Origin of the sequence: Nonomuraea sp. NPDC049129, from assembly GCF_040648495.1 — a bacterium.
In the GTDB taxonomy this organism is placed as follows: Bacteria; Actinomycetota; Actinomycetes; order Streptosporangiales; family Streptosporangiaceae; genus Nonomuraea.
This window is the reverse complement of sequence record NZ_JBEZDU010000016.1, coordinates 214,476-236,106: the sequence shown is the minus strand read 5'-3', so window position 1 is coordinate 236,106 and position 21,631 is coordinate 214,476. Positions and strand designations below refer to the sequence as shown.

The following is a 21,631-nucleotide window of genomic DNA, read 5'->3' as shown; positions in this document are numbered from 1 at the left end:
GTTCTGCGTAGCCGACTCGTGTCTCGGTACGCCCGTCGTCGTAGGCGGCCGCGCGTCTGGGCGGAGTGTTCTCACGCGCGGGAACCGTAGGATCGCGGCATGGAACACCGCGCCGTGTCGTTGCGCCTGCCGGTGCCGGCGCAGGATGTGCTGGTCGCGCTGTTCATCACCGTGATGCAGGTTCAAGGGACGATCGTCCGCAACACCGGCGAGGTGGTGCAGCGCCCCCTTGGCGACCTCGGCAACCTGGGGTATGTCCTGCTGGTCGCCAGTGGTGTGGTCGTCGTCGTCCGCCGCCGGTGGCCGGTGCCGGTGTTCGTCACCGCCGCGCTCGTCAGCCTGGTGTATTACGGCCTTGGCTTCCCGGACGGGCCCGGCTGGCTCGGGCTCTTCGTCGCCCTGTACACCGTCGCCGCCTACGGGGACGGGCGCCGGTCGCTGGTGATCGCCGGCGTGGGCACCTCGGTGCTCGCCATCGCCTGGCTGGTCGCCGCGGCCGACATCGAGCCACGCGCCGCCATCGGCTGGGTGTACTTCCGGATCGGTGCGTCGGTCATGAGCGTGGCCCTTGGCGAGTCCGTCCGGTCCCGAAAGATCATCGCGGCCGAAGCTCAGGAGCGCGCCGAGCTGGCCGAACGGACTCGCGAGGAGGAAGCGCGGGCGCGTGTGGACGCCGAACGGCTCCGGATCGCGCGCGAGGTCCACGACACCGTGGCGCACGCCATAGCGATCATCAACGTCCAGTCCGGTGTCACCGCGCACGTGCTCGACAAGAGGCCGGAAGTGGCGCGCGAGGCGCTGCGAGCCATCGAGCAGACGAGTTCGCGGGCGCTGCGGGAGATGCGGGCCATCCTCGGCGTGCTCCGTGACGACGACGGTGACGACAACGACGGGCGCGTGCCGTACCCCGGGCTGGGGCAGATCGACGAACTGACCGCCAAGGCCCGCGCGGCCGGTCTCGACATCGAGCTCGAGGAGACCTCGCCCGCGGCGCCGTTGCCGAGTGCGGTGGGCAGTGTCGCCTATCGGATCCTTCAGGAATCGATCACCAACGTGATCCGCCACGTCGGTCCGACTCGGGTGACGGTCGCGCTGAACCCCGGAATGGAGGTCTTGGAGATCCGCGTGACCGACGAGGGCCGCCGTGCCGCCTCAGGTGTTGGCCTCGCGGATGCGCACCTACCGGCGCGGCAGCTGACCGGCACCGGCGGCTCGGCCCCCGCTCAGCCGACGCCCGGCCGCGGGATCCTCGGCATGCGCGAGCGCTGTCAACTGCTGGGCGGAGAACTCGACGCCGGCCCGCTTCCGGGCGGCGGGTTCGAAGTCAAGGCACGACTGCCCCTCGCGCCGACCGGGTCGCTTCTGTGAACGCGGCAGCCGCCTCACCGTTGACCAACGCTCCGATCAAGGTGCTGGTCGCCGACGACGAGGGTCTCGTGCGTTCCGGGTTCAAGGTCCTGCTCGACCTCGAGGACGACATCACGGTGGTGGGAGAGGCCACCAACGGCGCCGAAGCCGTCGAGCGGGCCCGCGCCGCCCGCCCCGACGTCGTGCTCATGGACATCCGCATGCCGAAGGTGGACGGGATTCAAGCCACCGACCAGATCGCCCAGACGCGCGGGTTGGAGCAGGTCCGGGTCATCATCCTCACCACCTACGACACCGACGAGTACGTCTTCGACGCCTTGCAGGCCGGTGCCAGCGGCTTTCTACTCAAAGACGCCGGACCGGCCGAGCTCCTGCATGCCATCCGGGTGGTCGCCGCCGGGGACGCGCTGCTCGCGCCACGGATCACCCGACGCCTCATCGGCCAGTTCACAGCGCGACGAACAGCCGCGCAGGCCGCGGAGGAACGGCTCGCGGTGCTGACCGGGCGCGAGCGCGAAGTGCTGGCCCTGGTGGGACAGGGCCTGAGCAACAGCGAGATCGGTACCGAGTTGTTTCTCAGCCCGGCCACCGCGCGCACCCATGTCAGCCACGCGATGGCGAAACTGGGTGCGCGCGACCGTGCGCAACTGGTCGTCATCGCTTACCAGACAGGACTGGTCAGCCCCACGATGTAGGACACGGCCACCCCGCCACGGGATGAACGTTTCAGCACCTGCCCCGCTGTGACAGCGGGATCGCACGCCGTCAGGCCAGATCGGGCCACTCCGGGGAGCGGCGGAACCGTGACGGAGGGGGCGGACCCTTGACGGATCTTTCCCCGTCATATTTGCTCCGCCACACCACCATCTCAGTCGGTGTACGTGGAAAGGAGCTCTGGATCCCGATGAGCTGTTAGCGCTCACAATGGCATGCGCTCCCTTATTCGCCAAGTTCCGGCAGATGAGGACGGACGGCCGGCTCGCCCTCGGCTGCCGCATCCGTACTCCGAGAACTCGTTCACGAGGTTAAGGATCCAGTATGTTAGCGCGAACACTACTGATCGACGCTCCCCGCTCGCTGACAGTGGCGAGGCGTTGAGCATGCGTACATGGGGACGATGGTGGGCGGCCGCGCTTACGGCCGTCGCCTTGGTGGTAGCGGGTGTAGCGATGCAGGCGGGGGTCGCCGGCGCGGAGTCCAACGGCGGGGTACGGGTCATGCCGTTGGGCGACTCGATCACCGAGGGCACGCAGGTGCCGGGCGGGTACCGGATCGGGCTGTGGCAGCGCCTGGCCGCCGGCCGCTACACGGTCGACTTCGTCGGGTCGCAGTTCAATGGGCCGGGCAGCCTGGGTGACCACGATCATGAGGGTCATCCCGGGTGGCGGATCGACCAGATCGACGCGAACATCACCGGCTGGCTGCGTACGTACACACCGCGCACACTGCTGCTGCACATCGGCACCAACGACGTCCTGCAGAACTACAGCCTTGCCGGTGCCCCGCAGCGACTGTCCACGCTGATCGACCACATCACCACAGCCGTGCCGGACGCGGATGTCTTCGTCGCGACCATCATCCCGCTGTCCAACTCCGGTCAGGAGTCCGCCGCCCGGACCTTCAACGCGGCGATCCCCGGCATCGTCCAGAGCAAGGTGAACAGCGGCAAGCACGTCCACCTGGTCGACATGCACAGCAAGTTGACCACTTCCGACCTGATCGACGGCATCCACCCCACCGCCGGCGGCTACGACAAGATGGCCGCCGCCTGGTACAGCGCGCTGCAGTCGGTATCCGGCAGCATCGGCCAACCCGGGGGCGGCACCCCCACGCCGGGTGCGGGGGCGATCAGGGGCGTGGGTTCGGGCAGATGCCTGGATGTCTCCGCCGCCTCGCAGGCGAACGGCGCGTCGGTGCAGATCTGGGACTGCAACGGTCAGTCCAACCAGAGCTGGACGCCGACCAGTGCGGGCGAGCTGCGGGTTTACGGCAGCAAGTGCCTGGACGTGTACAACCGGAGCAGCGCCGACGGCGCCCAGGTGGTGATCTGGGACTGCAACGGACAGAGCAACCAGCAGTGGCGCTTCAACTCCGACGGCACCATCACGGCGGTCGGCGCGAACAAATGCCTGGACGTGCCGAACAACGCCACCTCCAACGGCACCAAGCTGCAGATCTGGTCCTGCGGCGGCGCCGCCAACCAGCGCTGGAGCCGTGCCAACCCATGACATCACTCTCGCTGTGACAGTGACCGATCCCTCGACCACTCCCCCGCCCGTCAGGAGCGAGGGCGGACCGAGATCTTCTTGACACCCAGTAGGCAGAGGATCAGATGCGCAGAATTCTTGGCCTGGCAACGGCGGCGGCGCTCGTGGCCGGCTCCATCGTCGCGATCGGCGGTGCGGCATCGCCCGCCGCCGCGCTGGACAACGGTCTGGCCCGCACACCCCCGATGGGCTGGAACGACTGGAACAGCTTCGGCTGCAATGTCAACGACGGCCTGATCCGCCAGTCGGCCGACACCATGGTCTCCAGCGGCATGGCGGCGGCGGGCTACACCTACGTCAACATCGACGACTGCTGGTCCACCAAGAACCGCAATTCCAGCGGCGACCTGGTGCCGGATCCGCAAAAGTTCCCCAACGGCATCAAGGCTCTGGCCGACTACGTCCATTCCAAGGGGCTCAAGCTCGGCATCTACTCCTCGGCCGGAACCACCACGTGTGCGGGGTACCCGGCCAGCCTGGGCAACGAGCGGCGGGACGCGGCCCTGTGGGCGTCCTGGGGGATCGACTACCTGAAGTACGACAACTGCGGTGACCACAAGGGCATGAACGGACAGCAGCGGTACACGGCCATGCGCGACGCCCTGGCCGCCACCGGCCGTCCGATCGTGTACAGCCTGTGCAACTGGGGGCAGGAGAGCGTGTGGACCTGGGGGATGCCGGTGGGCAACTCCTGGCGCGACACCGGTGACATCGGGGCGAACTGGAACTCGATCATGGGCATCCTGGACCAGCAGGTCGGGCTCGAAGCCTACTCGGGCCCGGGCGGGTGGAACGACCCCGACATGCTGGAGGTGGGCGTCGGCGGGGTGACGGGGACCGAGGGCCGCGCGCACTTCAGCCTGTGGTCGCTGCTGAACGCGCCGCTCCTCGCCGGAAACGACATCCGTACGATGAGCGCCGACACGCGCACGATCCTCACCAACACCGAGGTCATCGCGGTCGACCAGGACTGGGGCGGCAGACAGGGCCACAAGATCAGCGACAACGGGAACCTGGAGGTCTGGCGCAAACCGATGTCGAACAGCTCGGTCGCGGTCGTGCTGCTCAACCGGGGCACCTCGACCTCGACCGTCTCCACCACCGCCTCCGCCTTGGGGCTCGGGTCTGCGTCCTCCTACTCGGTACGTGACCTGTGGGCGCACACGACGTCCTCCTCGTCCGGGGCGATCAGCGCGTCGGTCCCCGGGCATGGGGCGGCCATGTACGTCGTGACCGGAGGAGGCATCGTCACGCCGCCCGCGGGCGCGATCAAGGGGGTCGGCTCGGGCCGGTGCCTGGACGTCGTCGACGCCTCGCAGGCCAACGGCGCGCAGGCGCAGATCTGGGACTGCGGCGGCCAGGCCAGTCAGCAGTGGACGCCGACCGCGAGCGGTGAGCTGCGGGTCTACGGCGGCAAGTGCCTGGACGTTTACAACCGGGGAACCGCCAACGGCACCAACGTCATCATCTGGGAGTGCAACGGCCAGGACAATCAGCAGTGGCGCTTCAACTCCGACGGCACCATCACGGCGGTCGGCGCGAACAAATGCCTGGACGTGCCGAACAACGCCACCGCCAACGGCACCAAGCTGGCCATCTGGACGTGCAACGGCGGCTCCAATCAACGCTGGACCCGCACCTGACCTGACTCGCCGTGCGCCGGCCGACCGCCATCGATCCAACGCGGGAACTTTGCCGGCCGGTCGGGCATCTAACACGCCGTGGAAGCGCTGATCGCGGGAGATCCGGAGCACATCGGGGAGTACTGGCTCGCGGGCCGGCTCGGCTCCGGAGGCCAAGGTGTGGTGTACGACGCCTACGATCGTGACGGGCGCAGGGTCGCGCTCAAAGTGCTCCACTCGGCCAGCGACGAGGGCCGCGACCGGTTCGCCAAGGAGGCGACTGCCGCCGGCCGGGTGGCCTCGTTCTGCACGGCCAGGGTGCTGGCCGCCGACATGTCGGGCAGCAAGCCGTACATCGTCAGCGAGTATGTGCCGGGGCCGAGCCTGCGCCAGGCGGTCGGCCAGGGGCGCAGGTTCACCGGGGACGACCTGCACAGGCTGGCCACCGCGATCGCCACCGCATTGACCACAGTGCACGACGCGGGCGTGATACACCGAGACCTCAAGCCGGACAACGTGCTGCTCAGCCCCGACGGTCCACGGGTGATCGACTTCGGCATCGCGCGGACCTTGGACATGTCGCTGACCAAGACCGGCGAGGTGTCCGGTACGCCCACCTACATGGCGCCTGAGGTGTTCACCGGGCAGCGGGCGGGCGCGCCCGCCGACGTTTTCGCCTGGGGTGCGATCGTGGTGTTCGCCGCCACGGGCGAGGACCCGTTCAGAGCGGACAACTTGGGCGGGGTCATGCACCGGGTGCTGTCGGCGCGGCCCGACCTGAGTGGGCTGCCGCCGCGACTGGCCTCGCTGGTGGCCGCCGCGCTGGAGAAGGACCCTTCGGCCCGGCCCTCGGCACGCGACCTGCTCCTCGCGCTGGTCAGCGGCGGCGACGCGGACATGCGCGGGCTGCTGACCGCGGGCAGCCGTGCGGCCAGCGGCGTGCACGTGCCCGGCACCGCCGATCCGGCGCTCGGCACGATCGCCGAGGACGCCTACGGCGCGCTCGCGCCTGAGGTGCGGGAGCTGGCCGCCGAGGTCTTCCTCCGTATGGTGTCCGTCACCGACGACGGGTACGAGAGCGTCCGCTGGGTGCTGAAGGACGAACTGTTCGCCGGCCGCTCGGAGCGGGAGGTCCAGGCCATCGAGCGGATTCTGCGGACCTTCTCCTACCTGGTGACGCAGAAGGACGAGGCGGTCGCGCTGGCGCATCCCGCTCTGCTGCGTGCCTGGCCGCGGCTGCGGACGTGGGTGGACGGTGACCGTGACGGCCTTGCCGTACTGGGTCAGATCAGTAGCGCGGCGCGTCAGTGGGCCGAGAACGGGCGCAAGGACGGCGATCTGCTGCGGGGCAGCAGCCTGGACCACGCGCTGACCTGGGCGGCCACCGGGCGCAGGAACGTCACGCTGACCCCGAGGGAGCGCGATTTCCTTGCCGCGGGCACGGAGCTGACCAGGAAGAACATCCGCCGCAGGCGGCTGACCACGGTGGCGCTGGGCGTACTGCTGGCGGTGGCGGTGGCCGCGGGAAGTGTCGCGGTGGTGCAGGGCAGGCAGGTCGCCGAGCAGAGTCGCGTGGTGGCCCGGCAGCGCGATCAGGCCGTAGGACGGCAGGTCGCGGCCGAGGCCGACAAGCTGCGTACCACCGACCCGGCCAAGGCGATGCTGCTCAGCGTGGCCGGCTGGCGGCTGGCCTCGGGCCCCGACACCAGGCAGAGCCTGATGACCTCGCTGACGATGCCGGAGAGCATGGCCTTCCGCGACCCGGGCGCCAAGGGGGTCTCCACGGCCGCGGCGGCGGCCGACGGGCGCACGCGGGTCATCGCCGACGAGGACGGGGTACGGGTCTACGACGTCCCTTCGCGACGGCAGTCGACCTTCTGGAAGTGGCCGAGCGGATTCGCCGCGCTGCCGTCGGCGGCCGCCCTCAGCCCGAGCGGCAGGACACTGGTGATCGTCAGCCGGGACACGGCGTACTCCTGGGACACCATGACGGGCAAGAAGCTGCACGAGCACCGCGTGGCAGCGGGGTCCCCCGGCGTGGACGTGGTCTTCGACGCGCATGAGAGCCTGGTCGCGGTGATGCGCGAGACCACGATGGAGTTCCTGTGGGACACCCGGACGGGCAGGTCCTACGCTCCGCGGCTGGAGGCCGACTCCGGCCCGGCCATCGCGCCCTCTGGCGCCTACATCGCGGGGATCGGCATCAACCAGGGCGGGCTGAAATTGATCCGCCTGCCTGACCTCACCGTGGACACCCGGATGCCGAAGAAGTGCGGCACCGCCGCGACGTTCACGGCGGACAGCCGGCGACTGCTGTGCGCCAACGGCGACATCGTGGCCTGGGATCTGCGCACAGCCAGGAAACTGCCCGACGAGGATCGGCCGTTCTGGCAGGAGTCGGCCTCGGACGACTTCTTGGCCACGTCTCTGCGGATCAGCCGGGACGGCAGGAGGCTGCTGGGTGTCGAGGGCAGGACGATCCACCTGTGGGACGCCGAGAAAGGCGATGATCTCTACACCTACGTGGCGGAGGGCGAGCCGGACGAGGCCTGGCCGGATCCTGACGGCAAGACCATCCGATACCTGCTCGAAAACTCGATCATCACCCTCGGCATCGGCTCCCGCGTCTCTCGCGGCAGGCTGCCGAGCGGGTACGAGGTCGGCGGATTCAGCCAGGACGGCCGATTGATCGCCGCCGAGAAGGACAACGCACCCACACGCGTCTGGGACATGCGCCGCCTGGGCGTGCCGTTGCCCGGCAGCGAGGGCACCACCGGTGCGCTGTTCGATCCGGCGGGCAAGAGGCTGACCGCCGCCGGCGAGGGCTCGGGAGTCTCCGTCTGGGACGTGGCCACGGGCAGGCGACTCTGGCACTATCCCGTTCCCAAGGAGCGGTACGTCGGTTCGACGGCGTTCACTCCCGATGGCGGCAAGCTGGTGCTGTCGCTCGCGGAGGTGAGCCGGCCGGACGCCGGAAACGAGCTGATCGTCCTGGCCGCCGACAGCGGCCGGGTACTCACCCGGCACAAGCTCGACACCGGCACGGAGATCGTCGCCCCGACCCGCGACGGTACGGCCATGGTGACCACCACCGGCAGGGTGCTCGACCTGGACACCGGCAAGCCCGTCGGCACCGGGTTCAACCGGGCGGGCTACAGCATCGCGGTCAGCCCCACGGCGCCGCTCCTGGCCCTCGGCACAGGCACGATCGAGCTGTGGGACAGCGCGAAGGGCGCCGAACTGTCGCCCGCCATGCGCGTGGCGAGCCATGCCGAGGTCGAATCCGTGCTGTTCAGCCATGACGGCACCCTGCTGGCAGCGATCAGCAGGTCCATCGGTGAGACCTTCGATGACGTGTACACCGCCCAGATCTGGGACGTCGCCTCACGGCAGCGGCTCGGCTCGTTCCCCATCGACATCTTCGACCGGCTGGCGTTCAGCGCCGACGACGGCGTGCTGTATGTCTCGGGCAACCAATCGGGGACCATCGCCCAGATACCGGTCGCCGGGGACCGCGTCGCCGCGCTCGTGTGCGGGCGGGCGGGTCGCACGCTAAGCCCCCAAGAGTGGGACCAGTATCTGACAGGTGCGCCCTATCGCGACATCTGCCCGCTGCTGACGTCCAAGGGCGCGGGGAACGATGGCACAGCCGTTCCTCGCTAGCCGGGAGGCTCCAGACCCGCCCATCGTATTGATCATTTCTGGCTTTTCACGGCCTCCGTGCCGCTCGCGGACGTGGTCTCAGCCTGCGGCTTAAGCGCGTCCGCGTTCGTACGCAGGGTGATCGGCTTGAGCAGCAGCGCGGCGACCACACCCACGACGGCGACGGCGGCCGAGATGAGGAAGACGTGTCCGGTGGCGTCGCCGTAGGCGGTGGCCGGTGGCACGCCGTCGGCCGTGCCGGCGCCGACCTGGCGGGCCAGGACCGCGCCGAGCACGGCGACGCCGACCGTGCCGCCGAGGGAGCGGAAGAACACGACAGTAGCGCTGGCGGCGCCGATGTCGGTCAGCGCGACGGCGTTCTGCACGACGAGGACGAAGTTCTGCAGGGTCAGGCCGACGCCGGCGCCGACGAGCACCATCGCGAAACCGATGAGCGGCATCGGCGTGTGCTGGTCGAGCAGGCCGAGGATCACGAATCCGGCGGTAAGAGCGATGGTTCCGGTGATGAGGAACGGCTTGAGCTTTCCGGTACGGGTGACCAGCCGGCCGCCGACGATCGAGGCGATCAGGATGCCGGCCATCATCGGGATGGTGAGCAGGCCGGCCTCGGTGGGGGTGTGGCCGCGGCTGATCTGGAAGTACTGGGTGAGGAAGACGGTCGCGCCGTACATGGCGGTGCCGGCGGCGAGGCTGCCGAGGATCGCGAGGGCGGTGGCGCGTTGCCGGATGACACGCAGCGGCACGATGGGCTCGGAGACCCGGGATTCGACCCAGAGCGCGACGCCGAGCAGCAGTATCGAGCCACCGACCATGGCGGCGGTCTGCCAGGAGGCCCAGGCGAAGGCGTCGTCGACGAAGGAGACCCAGATCAGCAGGAGGCTGACGCCCGCGGTGATGAGCGTGGCGCCCCAGTAGTCGATCTTCACGTTGTCGCGGCGGTAGATCGGCAGTCGCAGGGTCAGCTGCAGGATGATCAGCGCGACGATCGCGACAGGAATGCCGACGAAGAAGCACCAGCGCCAGCCCAGCCACGAGGTGTCGACGATGAAGCCGCCCAGCAGCGGGCCGCCGATGGTGGAGATCGACGTGACACTGGACAGGTATCCGGCGTAGCGGCCACGTTCCCGGGGCGACACCAGCGCGCCGATCGCGATGTTGACCAGGGTCTGCACCGCGCCGACGCCGACGCCCTGCAGGGCGCGGGCGGCGATCAGTTGCCCGGCGTTCTGGGAGAGGCCGGCGGCGATCGAGCCGGCGATGAAGATCAGGACGGCGATCTGGATCAGTGCCCGCTTGGAGAACAGGTCGGCGAGCTTACCGAAGATCGGGGTGGCGACGGTGGCGGCCAGCAGCGTGGCGGTCACCACCCAGGTGTACTGGGTGGGGGAACCACGCAGTACACCGAGCATGCGCGGCAGCGCGGTGGAGACCACGGTGCTGGCCAGTGTCGAGACGAACAGGGCGAGGAGCAGCCCGCTGAGCGCTTCGAGGATCTGCCGGTGGGTCCTGTCGGGGCTGGAGCTCATGGTGCGCTCTCTTCGGGGTTCACGCGCAGAACGCTGCCGTCGCCGTTCGCGGCGATGATCAGGGAGCCGTCCCCCGCGGCCGCGATTCCGGCGAACGGCCGCGGTATTCCGGGTAGGCCGGGCGGGATGAACAAGTCGGGTTCGGGGCGGGTCAGGCCGGCCGCGGACGCGACCGGAAGAGAGTCGGCTTCGATCTCGACGTCGCCGGTGGCGAGGTCGATGGCGAGCAGCCGGCGGTGGGTGGTCTCGACGACGTACACGGTGCCGTTGTAGACGGTGATGCCTTGCGGGGTGCCGAGCCCGTCGGCGAGCAGCCGGGGTACGCCGTCCTCGACGTGGTACACCGCGGCGAGCCGCTCGTCGCTGATGTAGCAGCGCTGGTCGGCGTCGACGGCTACGTCGACCGGGCGGCCGAGGCCCTCGACCAGCACACTGACCTGGTCGTCGTGGTCGATCGCGACGACGCGGCCGGCGCCGGATTCGGCGACCACCAGGGTGCCGTCGGTGCGCACGGCGATGCCCAGCGGACGGTTCAGGCCGCTGGCCCTGGTGCGCACCGTGCCGGAGCGCCGGTCGTAGGTGCGTACGTGCCCATACTGGGAGGTGGTGTGGAGCAGGTCACCGTCGGCGGCGACGCCGTGCACGAAGTTCAGCAGCTGGGTGGTGGTGACGTCTTCGCCAGATTGATCGGCTTCGCCCTGTTGGTCGGCTTCGCCCTGTTGGTCGGCTTCGCCCTGTTGGTCGGCGGGCTGGGTGAGGCGGTAGTGGTCGGCCACGTGGATGCCGCCACCGAGATCGATGGTCACCCCGAAGGGGCCCCCGAGTCCGCGGGGCACGATCTGGCGGGTACGTCCGTCTGCCATGAGCTCGGCGACGCCGCCGTGGGCGTAGCTGGAGACGAACATCCGGTTGTCGGCGTCGAAGGCGGCGTTGTCCAGGGCGTTGAGTTCGCTGACGATGGCGGACCGGTCGCCTGTGCCGGCCAGGTCGACGCGCGTGACGATCCCGCTCGCGCCACGGGAGAGGACCAGCAGGGCGCCACCGCGATCGAAGCGCACGGCGACCGGATCCGGGACATCCGCGGCCACCAGTTCCGGATCGCCGCCGTCGAGCGGGATGCGGAACACCTCACCGGTGAGCATGTGGGGGTAGTAGAGCTGCCCGTCCGGGCCGAGTTGCATGGCGTTGCCCATGGCCAGGCCGGTCGTGAGCACCGTGGGTTCGTCGCCTGCCGGGGACAGCTCCAGCAGGCGTCCACCCGGGATCATCTCGTTGGCGAACACCCGAGTGCCGACGCAGGCGATGCCGTTGGGTGCGGTGATCTCGTCGGTGACCAGCATGAAGCCTCCGGCCGGGTCACGTCGCCACACCCGGCCCGGGACCAGGTCGGTCACGTACATCGCGCCGTCGGTGTCGAAGGCGAGGTCGTCGGGGGCGTGCAGTGGCCCGTCCGATGGCACGACCACCTCGACGTCGCCGGTGGCCAGGTCGACGGCGCTGATCTGCCCGGCGAGGAACTGGGCCACGTACAGGCGTCCGTCGGGTCCGAAGGCCATGCCGTTCGATCCCCACAGCGGGCGCGCCTGGATCAGCTGCTCGACTTTCCGGCGGTTCATCGGTTGCCCGCCAGTACCTCGTCCATGCCGCCCTCGGCGCGCCAGCGGCGCAGCAGGTCGTGGAAGGCGACGGGGCCGGGCCCGTACGTCTGGCTGGCCGAGCGTGGTTTGCCTTCGTTGTTGTAGTAGCCCGGCGTGCATTCGGCCTGGAACGCCCTGTTGTCCGGTGCCAGCTCCCGGATGGTGGTGACCCATGCGTCCTCGGCGTCCCTGGTCGGCTCGACCGACGCGATGCCACGCCGGCGGGCCTCGGCGACCACGGCACCGATGTGGGTGGCCTGCTCCTGCAGGATGTGCACGAAGTTGACCGCGGCGGAGTTCTGCAGTGAGCCCAGGTGGAACAGGTTCGGGAAGCCGTGGCTGTAGAAGCCGTGCAGCGTACGAGGGCCCTGCCGCCGCCAGGTGTCGAGCAGGGCCGCGCCGCCCCGGCCGTACACCGGCAGGGAGCCGGTGAGGATGCCCGAAAGGCCGACCTCGAAGCCGGTGGCGAAGATGACGCAGTCGACCTCGTACTCCTGCTCGCCGACCACGACCGCCGACTCCGTCATCCCGGTGATGCCGCCGTGGTCGGCGGTGTCGACCAGAGTGACATTGGGGCGGTTGAACGTCTGCAGGTAGTGGTCGCTGAAGGTGGGCCGCTTGCACATGTAGCGGTACCAGGGCTTGAGCAGTTCCGCGGTGGCCGGGTCGCCGACGATCTCGTCGACGCGGGCGCGGATCTGGTTCATCTTCTGGAAGTCGGCGATCTCGTCGAGGTACTCGCGTCGCTCGGGTGACAGGTCGGTGTCGACGGTGCCGGCCATCAGGTGACGTTGCAGCCGTGCGGTGCTGGTCCAGCCGTCATCGATCAGGTCCTGTTCGGCGAGCCCGCCGGTGACGACGGTGAGGAAGTTCCTCATCCGTTCCTGCTGCCAGCCGGGTTTGAGCGAAGCGGCCCAGGCCGGGTCGGTGGGGCGGTTGTCGCGCACGTCGACCGACGAGGGGGTGCGCTGGAAGACGTACAGGTGCTGCGAGTCGCGCCCCAGGTGCGGGATGACCTGGATCCCGGTGGCGCCGGTGCCCACCACCGCGACGCGCTTGACGGCGAGCTTGTGCAGGCCGCCGTTCTGGTCGCCGCCGGTATAGCCGTAATCCCAGCGGCTGGTGTGGAAGGTGTGCCCGCGGAACGTCTCGATGCCGGGGATGCCGGGCAGCTTCGGCTGTACCAGGGTGCCGGCGGACATCACGACATAGCGGGCCCGGAAGTCGTCGCCACGGTCGGTGCGCACCTGCCATTCGGCCGCGGCGTCGTCCCAGCGCAGCTGCGTGACACGGGTGTGGAACAGCGTGTCGCGGTACAGGTCGTAGAGTTCGGCGATCGCGACGGCGTGCCGGCGGATCTCCTCGCCGGGCGCGTATCGCATGGTGGGCAGGTAGCCGGCCTCTTCGAGCAGCGGCAGGTAGATCGATGATTCGATGTCGCAGTGGATGCCCGGGTAGCGGTTCCAGTACCAGGTGCCACCGAAGTCGCCGGCCTCGTCGAGCATCCGGATGTCGTCCACGCCGGCCTCACGGAGCTTGGCCCCGGTGAGCAGCCCGCCGAAGCCGCCACCCACCACCAGCGCCTCGACTCGGTCGCGGACCGGTTCCCGCTCGGCGCGTTCGGTGTACGGGTCGGCGGCGTAGTAGCCGAACTTGCCGCGGGCGCCCTGGTACTGGGCGTTGCCGTCGGGCCGCAGCCGGCGATCGCGTTCGTGGCGGTACCTGGCGCGCAGCACGTCCGGGTCGAAGCCCAGTTCCGCGACTGTGAAACGCGCAGGCGGCGAAGAGAGGTCCATGCATGCCCTTCCGATGCGGGAGCCGCTGAGTCATTGCCGCGCCCGGGGAGATGGCACGGGACATCGTCCGGCGCGGAGCCGATCGGACGAGGCGGCGACACGTTTGCAGCGGCGAATGATCGCCCCGTCGGAGAGAAGCTAACCGAATGCGGAAAATTAAGTCAAACGACTGCCTTAACGCTCGACTGCGGGGCCAGGTACAGCCCTTCGATGGCATCGATCAGCTCGGCGGCCGTGGCCGACCATGCCTCCCTGGCCGCGTCCACGTCGGGCGGCAGCGTGCGCTCGCGATGGGCGCAGATGTGCACGAGCAGCGTGCGTGCCATGTCGTCACGTCGGCGGCGCAGCTCGGGGGAAAGCGCCGGAAGACAGCTGTGCAGGCCGCCGACGACCGTGTAGAAGTTGGGCGCGTCCTGCAGTCCCGCGGCCGCCAGCTCGCGTAGCTGCGGTTCGGTCATGATCTGAGCGGCGAGCCTGGCATACCAGGTCGGGGTTTCCAGGCTGCTCAGATGCTCGGTGAACGGCAGCACGACGCAGGCGACCCAGTCGCGCAGATCCGTACTGTCACCCCTGGTCCGCAGCAATCGTTCGCGGATCCGCTCCATCAGCGTGGTGTGGTGCTCGACGATCGCGCGCAGCAGGTCGGCCTTGGTGCCGAAGTGGTAGCCGACCGCGGCGTTGTTGCTCTGCCCTGCGGCCTCGCTGATCTGGCGGTTGGAGACCGCGAACACCCCGTGCTCGGCGAACAGACGTTCGGCGGCCAGCAGGATCCGGCTCCGGGTCTGACCCGCCTTCGGTGTGGTTTTGCCGATGGCGGTGTCCGTGCGTGCGGCCGGCGCCGCGCAGATGGCCGCTGTACCGGCAGCGGCCAGCGCGAACATCTGGTCGAGGATCTCGAACAGCCGTGCCGGGCCGCCCTCAGAGTCCCACGCCATGACGCTTTCCCGGACGCAGGCGAGCGCCATGCTGCTCATCGTCCTGGCACTCAGGCCGGTGATGCCGCGGCTGCCGAGCCAGTCGAGGATGGACTCCTCGAGATGAGCGTCGGCCCCCAGGAGGAAGCGGTTCAGCTCGGGCTGACCGGCCAGGATGCGCCGCCGCGCGGACACCGTCCGGAACTCCGCAGTCAGAAATGCCTTCAGAGCCCTGGTCAGGGCGACCCACGGGTCGGCGCCGGCCTCCCGTACGAACAGATCCGCGAGCTGGGCCGCTTCGCCGGGGGCCGGGTCGAACAGGGCGCCCGCCTTGGTGTCGAAGTGGTTGAAGAAGGTGCGCCGGGACACACCGGCGGCCGCCGCGATGTCGTCGATCGACACGGCGGCGAATCCGCGCTGCTCGAACAACGTCAGGGCGGCCTGACGCAGCCGGCGCCGGCGTTCGGTCTTGTCCGCGCCACCTGTGGTCCGGGCGCCAGGGGACGTGGGGCTCACTCCTAGACAGTAGGGCCTCGGCATGGAAGGGTGCATCTGCACTAAGTGCAAGCAACTCTCTGGAGTTCGGGCCCGACGAGCAGGTCAGCCGCCAAGACGGCGGGCGGACGGCTCGCCCGTGTGCCACCCGGCCGTCAACGGGTGAAGATCGCCTGTTCCACGTCCACGCGGCTAGGCTCTGGCCGATGAACGAGGCACGCAGGGCGACCGCGGCCGACGCCGCGGAGCTGGTCCGCTTGCGCGGAGTGTTGATGACTCAGCTGGCGGGGCACCGGTCGGCCGACGGAGGCTGGAAGGCGACCGCGGAGGTGATGCTCCGCGAGCGGCTGGCCGAGCCGGATCCCACACTGGTCGCCTTCGTCGTGGACCGACCGGACCTGGTGGGCCGGGCGGGCCTGCTGGCCGCGTGCGCGGTCGGCACCGTCGAGTGCCGGCTCCCGGGGCCGGGCAACCCCAGCGGCGAGGTCGGGTACGTCTTCAACGTCGTGACCGACCCGGCCCACCGGCGACGCGGCTACTCGCGCAGGTGCATGGCCGCGCTGCTCGACTGGTATCGCGACCGTGGCATCAGGACGATCGACCTGCGCGCCTCCTCCGAGGGCGAACCGCTCTACCGGTCCCTGGGCTTCGCCCTTTCGCGCGACCCCGCCATGCGGCTCCACCTGCGGCCACCGGAGCAGTCCCCTTCTTGAGGAGGAGGCCGGGCCGGGCGGCGCTGGAGGCGATCATCGACGCCGTGGGCCTGCGCGACCGGCTGGGCCACCGGCCGAGCCAACTGTCCGGCGGTCAGCAGCAGCGGGTGGCCTGCGCCCGCGCGCTCGTCACGAAGCCGGACGTCGTGTTCGCCGACGAACCCACCGGAGCGCTGGATTCCGCCTCGTCCGCGCGCGGGCTCGGCCGACCTGCGCCGTGGCGTACTCGTCGCGCGCAACCAGGCCGCCATGCTCGGACTGGGCCTCGGCGACCGGGTCACGCTGGTGATCGACGCGACGGCGTCCGTGGACGTCGTGGTGGGCGGGCTGTACGAGGCGATTCGATCGATCGGACCCACCGGGGCAGAGACCCGCTCGAGCTCCACGCGGCGACCGAGCCGCGGCACGGCCGGCGTCTGGGCGTGGTGCCGAACCGTCGGCGTCAGTGGATGGCCGCCAGGGCGTTGTGGGCGATCTCGGCCCGTTCGGCGGCTGCCGCTTCGGCGGCCTGCTCCTCGGCCCGCACGCGGGCGTCGTAGGCGGTGCGGGCGGCGGCGATCTCGTTCTGGTGCGTCTCCGTCCAGGTGACCAGCGCGCGGATGGTGGAGTGCAGGGTCACGCCCAGCGAGGTGAGCTCGTAGTCGACACGTGGCGGGACGGTCGGGTGCACGGTCCTGCTGACCAGCCCGTCGCGCTCCAGATGCCGCAGCGTCCGCGTGAGCATGCGCTGGCTGACCCCGTCGATCATGCGGCGTAGCTCGGTGAAACGCAGGCTGCGCCGGTCGAGGAGGGCGATGACCAGCAGCGACCACTTGTCCGCCACGCGGTCGAGAATCTGCCGGACCTCGCAGTCCTCCCGCGTGTCCCACTGAAGGACGTCGTAATCGCCGTCGGTATCCCCGCAGTAACCGAGGGACTTGAGAGTGCCGTCTTCCATGACATCCCATGATGCACGACGATTTGGCCGGTTACCAGAAGGAACCGGCAAGCGGTTGAGGAACCGTGGCCGGTCCTGTGCTTTTCGAGAGGAGTGGACCATGTCCATATCGATGCCCGCATCGAACAACCGCATGGACGCCCGCGCCTGGGGAGTGCTCTTCGTGCTCGCCGGAGCCGTCTTCCTGGAAGGAATCGACGTGGCGATGCTGAACGTGGCACTGCCGTCGATCCGGACCGATCTCGGCCTGTCCACCGGCATGCTCAGCGGAGTCGTCAGCGCCTACGTGCTCGGCTACGGGGGATTCATGCTGCTGGGCGGCAGGGCGGCCGACCTGCTGGGCCGCCGGCGGATGTTCCTGCTCTGGCTGACGGTCTTCCTGGTCTTCTCCGGCCTGGGAGGCTTCGCGACCGAAGGGTGGATGTTGCTGGTCGCCCGCTTCGTGACCGGGGTCGCGGCCGCGTTCATGGCGCCCGCCGGGCTTTCGCTGATCACCGGCAACTTCCCCGAGGGGCCGCAACGTACCAAGGCGCTCGGGGTCTACGCCGGCACGGCCGCGGGCGGCTTCTCGCTCGGCCTGGTCGTCGGCGGCCTGCTGACCTCGATCGGATGGCGATGGGTGTTCTTCGCGCCGGTGCTCATGGCGGCGGTGATCCTCGTCGCGGCGGTTGTCCTGCTCAAGGAGAGCGCGGTGCACGAACGCCCGTCGGGCGGCTTCGACCTGGCCGGCGCGTTCAGCATCACCGGCGCGATGCTGCTGCTGGTGTACGGCGTGGTCCGCCTGGAGCACCCCGGCAACGGCCTGGTGGGCACGCTCGGCGTGTTCGGCGCGGGCCTCGCCCTGCTGGCGATCTTCGTGCTGATCGAACGGCGGACGGCCAACCCCCTGGTACGGCTGGGCATCCTGCGCTCCCGCGCGCTCGTCCGGGCCAACGTGGGAGCGCTGCTGTTCCTCGCCTCCTTCGCCGGATTTCAGTTCGCGGCCACCCTCTACCTGCAGGAGGTACGCGGCTGGAGCAGTCTGCAGACCGGTCTGGCCATGCTGGTGATCGGCATGGACACGATCCTCGCGCCGACGCTCACTCCGCGGCTGGTGAACCGGTTCGGCAACGCCCGCGTGCTGTTCGGTGGGCTGGTGGTCGCCGCCCTGGGGTACGCGCTCTTCCTGCCGATCGGAATGGACTGGACCTACGCCGCCATGCTGCCGACCATGCTCCTGCTCGGCCTGGCCTTCTCCCTGGCGTACGGCCCGCTGACCATGGCCGCCACCGACGGGATCGAGGAGCACGAGCACGGCCTGGCCGGCGGCCTGCTCTACACCTCCTTCCAGTTCGGCACCGCGCTCGGGCTGTCGGCGGTGACCGCGGTGAGCGTGGCGGCGCTCGGTGACGCCACCACACCCGAAGCGATGCTCGACTCCCTCCGGTACGCCCTCGTCGTCCCGGTCGCGGCCGCGGTCGCCGGTGCCCTGGTCACCGCCTTCGGGATCGCCCGCCGCACCGCCGGTCCCGAAGCGCCGCAGAACACCCCTGTGTCCGCCCCGACCTCGGTGTGAGGACCTCATGACCATCAAGGTGACCTCGTTCAGCGAGATCGAGGATCAGTTCGCCGCTTACATCGGCGACATCGTGTACGCCACCATGACCACCGTGGACGCCAAAGGACGCCCCCGGGCGCGCGTCCTGATACCGATCTGGGAGGTCGTCGACGGCCGCCCGATCGGCTGGCTGGCCACCTACCGGACCCCGGTAAAGGCGGCGCACCTGGCCGGCAACCCGCACACCACGTTCTCGTACTGGAGTCCCCGGCAGAACGCTGTGAGCCTCGACACCGTGGCCGAGTGGGTCGACGATCTGACGCTCACCCGCCGGGCCTGGAACCTCTACCGCAAGGGCAGCCCGCCCGGCGCCGGGTACGAGCTGGGCAACTTCTGGACCAGCCCCGCCGACCCTCAGCTGCACATCCTGCGGCTGACCCCGTGGCGCGTCCAGGTCATCCGCGGCGCCGACCTGCAGGGCAAGATCTGGCTGGCTGCGACCGCGAAAGCGCCCCATCACCTCGTTGAACCGCCGCCGTAGATCCGGAGCTGCCGGACGGCCCGCTGAGCGGCGGGCCCTTGTCCTTTCGTCTACCGGAACCCGCCTTGCGGATGATCTCTGGCCTACCGGGTTCTACCGGACGGCAGCGCCGGCCAGATCCCCCGAGCTTCGGCCAGAGACCATCTGCGCGACTGTCAGGCGAGGGTCGAGAGCGCCTTGTTGAAGGTCTCCGACGGGCGCATGACCGCGGCGGCCTTCGCCGGATCGGGCTGGTAGTAGCCGCCGATGTCGGCCGGCTTGCCCTGGACGGAGATCAGCTCGTCGGCGATCTTCTGCTCGTTGGCGGCGAGCGTCTCGGCGAGCGGGGCGAACGCCTTGGCGAGGTCGGCGTCGGCGGTCTGGCCGGCCAGCTCCTGTGCCCAGTACAGGGACAGGTAGAAGTGGCTGCCACGGTTGTCGGTACCGCCGAGGCGACGGGTCGGGGACTTGTCCTCGTTGAGGAAGGTCGCCGTGGCGCGGTCGAGGGCGTCGGCGAGGACCTGGGCACGCTGGTTGCCGGTCGTCTTCGCGTACTGCTCGAAGGCCGGCACCAGCGCGAAGAACTCGCCGAGCGAGTCCCAGCGCAGGTAGTTCTCCTTGACCAGCTGCTGGACGTGCTTCGGGGCGGAACCCCCGGCGCCCGTCTCGAACAGGCCGCCGCCCGCCATCAGCGGGACGCTCGACAGCATCTTGGCGCTGGTGCCCAGCTCCAGAATCGGGAACAGGTCCGTCAGGTAGTCGCGCAGGACGTTGCCGGTGACGGAGATGGTGTTCTCGCCGCGGCGGATGCGCTCCACGGACAGCTTGGTCGCCTCGACCGGGGACAGGATGCGGATGTCCAGGCCTTCGGTGTCGTGCTCCGTCAGATACCGCTTGACCTTCTCGATGAGCACGGCGTCGTGGGCGCGGTCCTCGTCCAGCCAGAACACGGCCGGGTCGCCGGTGGCGCGGGCGCGGGTGACGGCGAGCTGCACCCAATCCTTGATCGGGGCGTCCTTGGTCTGGCAGGCGCGGAAGACGTCCCCGGCGGAGACCGTCTGCTCGATCACGACGTTGCCGGCCTGGTCGACGAGGCGGACGGTACCCGTGGTGGGAATCTCGAAGGTCTTGTCGTGGCTGCCGTACTCCTCGGCCTTCTGTGCCATCAGGCCGACGTTCGGGACGGAGCCCATCGTGGAGGGGTCGTAGGCGCCGTTGGCGCGGCAGTCGTCGATCACGGCCTGGTAGACGCCGGAGTAGCTGGAGTCCGGGAGCACCGCGAGCGTGTCGTGCTCCTGGCCGTCCGGACCCCACATGTGGCCGGAGGTGCGGATCATGGCCGGCATGGAGGCGTCGACGATGACATCGGACGGCACGTGCAGGTTGGTGATGCCCTTGTCGGAGTCGACCATGGCCAGTTTCGGGCCCTCGGCGAGCTCGGCGTCGAAGGATGCCTTGATCTCGGCGCCCTCGGGCAGGTTCTCCAGGCCCTTGTAGATGCCGCCCAGACCGTCGTTCGGGGTCAGACCGGCCGCGGCGAACGTCCCGCCGTACTTCGCGAACGTCTTCGGGAAGAAGGCGCGCACCACGTGACCGAAGATGATCGGGTCGGAGACCTTCATCATCGTGGTCTTCAGGTGCACGGAGAACAGGACGCCCTCCTCCTTGGCACGGGCGACCTGCGCGGTGAGGAACTCGCGCAGGGCGGCGACGCGCATCACCGAGGCGTCGACCACCTCGCCCTCGAGGACCGGCACGGACTCGCGCAGCACGATGGTGGAGCCGTCGTCCCCCTTCAGCTCGATGCGCAGCGAACCGGCCTCGGAGATCACCGCGGACTTCTCGGTGGAGCGGAAGTCGTCCACGCCCATGGTCGCCACGTTGGTCTTGGACTCGGCGGTCCAGGCGCCCATCCGGTGGGGGTGGGTCTTGGCGTAGTTCTTGACCGAGGCGAGAGCGCGGCGGTCGGAGTTGCCCTCGCGCAGCACGGGGTTCACAGCGGAGCCCTTGACCTTGTCGTAACGGGCGCGGATCTCCCGCTCCTCGTCGGTCTTCGGCTCGTCCGGGTAGTCCGGCAGCGCGTAGCCCTTGGCCTGCAGCTCGGCGACGGCCGCCTTCAGCTGCGGGACGGAGGCCGAGATGTTGGGCAGCTTGACGATGTTGGCCAAGGGGGTCTTGGCCAGCTCGCCCAGCTCCGCGAGGTCGTCGTTGATCCGCTGGTCTTCGTTGAGGTATTCGGGGAAGACCGCGAGGATGCGCCCGGCCAGCGAGATGTCACGGGACTCCACAGCGACACCCGCCTGCGAGGCGTACGCCCGGACCACTGGCAGGAAGGAGTACGTCGCCAGGGCTGGGGCCTCGTCAGTGTGCGTGTAAATGATGGTCGGATCAGTCACCGGATTGCTCTACTCCCACATTTGCGAACATTTCATCAACTACATATCTATCGGGCGTAGGCAGGGTGCTGATCACTGCCTACAGGCACAGGCCGCAGCCGCAGCTCAGCGCCTGGTGGGTCCTTCCAGCGCGGACTTGGTTGCTCCGTATATCGACATTCCCAGCATGGCGATCTTGGCGGCAAGCGAGCTGATGATGCTGCCTTTACCCTCGGCGAGCATGGTGGGGGCCCGAGCCGC

The 21,631-nt window shown here is 69.4% G+C and carries 14 protein-coding genes and 1 pseudogene; 9 read left to right on the top strand and 6 right to left on the bottom strand.

Annotated features, from left to right (window positions below; genetic code table 11):
- Positions 1-99 precede the first annotated feature (99 nt).
- From AB0B64_RS39720 to AB0B64_RS39700, 5 genes are all read left to right on the top strand, one after another.
- Positions 100-1,368: a sensor histidine kinase gene (locus AB0B64_RS39720; protein ID WP_358184359.1), complete on the top strand. Its 1,269-nt coding sequence runs from the start codon at positions 100-102 to the stop codon at positions 1,366-1,368.
- Positions 1,365-2,063: a response regulator transcription factor gene (locus tag AB0B64_RS39715; protein WP_358184356.1), complete on the top strand. Its 699-nt coding sequence runs from the start codon at positions 1,365-1,367 to the stop codon at positions 2,061-2,063. Before AB0B64_RS39720 ends, AB0B64_RS39715 begins: the two co-directional genes overlap by 4 nt.
- 405 nt (positions 2,064-2,468) lie before the next feature.
- Positions 2,469-3,596, top strand: coding sequence for a lectin (locus AB0B64_RS39710; protein WP_358184353.1), 1,128 nt, complete (start codon positions 2,469-2,471; stop codon positions 3,594-3,596).
- 104 nt (positions 3,597-3,700) lie between these two features.
- Complete coding sequence (locus tag AB0B64_RS39705) at positions 3,701-5,278, top strand: ricin-type beta-trefoil lectin domain protein (protein ID WP_358184350.1); 1,578 nt, start codon at positions 3,701-3,703, stop codon at positions 5,276-5,278.
- A 78-nt stretch (positions 5,279-5,356) separates the two neighbouring features.
- On the top strand, positions 5,357-8,920 hold the full coding sequence (locus tag AB0B64_RS39700; protein WP_358184347.1) for a serine/threonine-protein kinase: 3,564 nt from the start codon (positions 5,357-5,359) through the stop codon (positions 8,918-8,920).
- Positions 8,921-8,952: 32 nt separating this feature from the next.
- On the opposite strand, the gene AB0B64_RS39695 is transcribed toward AB0B64_RS39700, so the two are convergent.
- From AB0B64_RS39695 to AB0B64_RS39680, 4 genes are all read right to left on the bottom strand, one after another.
- Complete coding sequence (locus AB0B64_RS39695) at positions 8,953-10,446, bottom strand: MDR family MFS transporter (protein ID WP_357954044.1); 1,494 nt, start codon at positions 10,444-10,446, stop codon at positions 8,953-8,955.
- Positions 10,443-12,062 carry a hypothetical protein gene (locus AB0B64_RS39690; RefSeq protein ID WP_358184344.1) on the bottom strand — a complete coding sequence of 540 codons (1,620 nt, stop codon included), beginning with the start codon at positions 12,060-12,062 and terminating at the stop codon, positions 10,443-10,445. The genes AB0B64_RS39695 and AB0B64_RS39690 overlap by 4 nt, the downstream gene beginning before the upstream one ends.
- A complete protein-coding gene (locus AB0B64_RS39685; protein ID WP_358184341.1) occupies positions 12,059-13,879 on the bottom strand; it encodes an NAD(P)/FAD-dependent oxidoreductase in 1,821 nt (606 codons plus the stop codon). Before AB0B64_RS39685 ends, AB0B64_RS39690 begins: the two co-directional genes overlap by 4 nt.
- 161 nt (positions 13,880-14,040) lie before the next feature.
- Positions 14,041-15,309 carry a TetR family transcriptional regulator gene (locus tag AB0B64_RS39680; protein WP_357954053.1) on the bottom strand — a complete coding sequence of 423 codons (1,269 nt, stop codon included), beginning with the start codon at positions 15,307-15,309 and terminating at the stop codon, positions 14,041-14,043.
- Between the two features lie 185 nt (positions 15,310-15,494).
- Between AB0B64_RS39680 and AB0B64_RS39675 the strand changes: the two genes are divergently transcribed.
- The gene (locus AB0B64_RS39675; protein ID WP_357954055.1) at positions 15,495-16,001 is read left to right on the top strand and encodes a GNAT family N-acetyltransferase; all 507 of its coding nucleotides are present in this window, start codon (positions 15,495-15,497) and stop codon (positions 15,999-16,001) included.
- Between the two features lie 23 nt (positions 16,002-16,024).
- Positions 16,025-16,189, top strand: a pseudogene (locus AB0B64_RS39670) (ATP-binding cassette domain-containing protein); the annotation flags it as partial.
- A gap of 254 nt (positions 16,190-16,443) precedes the next feature.
- On the opposite strand, the gene AB0B64_RS39665 reads toward AB0B64_RS39670, so the two are convergent.
- Positions 16,444-16,938, bottom strand: a complete 495-nt coding sequence (locus AB0B64_RS39665; protein WP_357954057.1) for a helix-turn-helix domain-containing protein — start codon at positions 16,936-16,938, stop codon at positions 16,444-16,446.
- Between the two features lie 100 nt (positions 16,939-17,038).
- Here AB0B64_RS39665 and AB0B64_RS39660 point away from each other — a divergent pair, with 100 nt between their 5' ends.
- Positions 17,039-18,493 (top strand): MFS transporter, encoded by a 1,455-nt coding sequence (locus AB0B64_RS39660; RefSeq protein ID WP_358184337.1) that lies wholly within the window; start codon positions 17,039-17,041, stop codon positions 18,491-18,493.
- Between the two features lie 7 nt (positions 18,494-18,500).
- Positions 18,501-19,016 (top strand): pyridoxamine 5'-phosphate oxidase family protein, encoded by a 516-nt coding sequence (locus AB0B64_RS39655; protein WP_357954061.1) that lies wholly within the window; start codon positions 18,501-18,503, stop codon positions 19,014-19,016.
- Positions 19,017-19,171: 155 nt separating this feature from the next.
- Here the strand turns inward: AB0B64_RS39655 and AB0B64_RS39650 are convergent, their stop codons facing one another.
- Positions 19,172-21,391 carry an NADP-dependent isocitrate dehydrogenase gene (locus tag AB0B64_RS39650; protein WP_357954063.1) on the bottom strand — a complete coding sequence of 740 codons (2,220 nt, stop codon included), beginning with the start codon at positions 21,389-21,391 and terminating at the stop codon, positions 19,172-19,174.
- Positions 21,392-21,631: the final 240 nt, after the last annotated feature.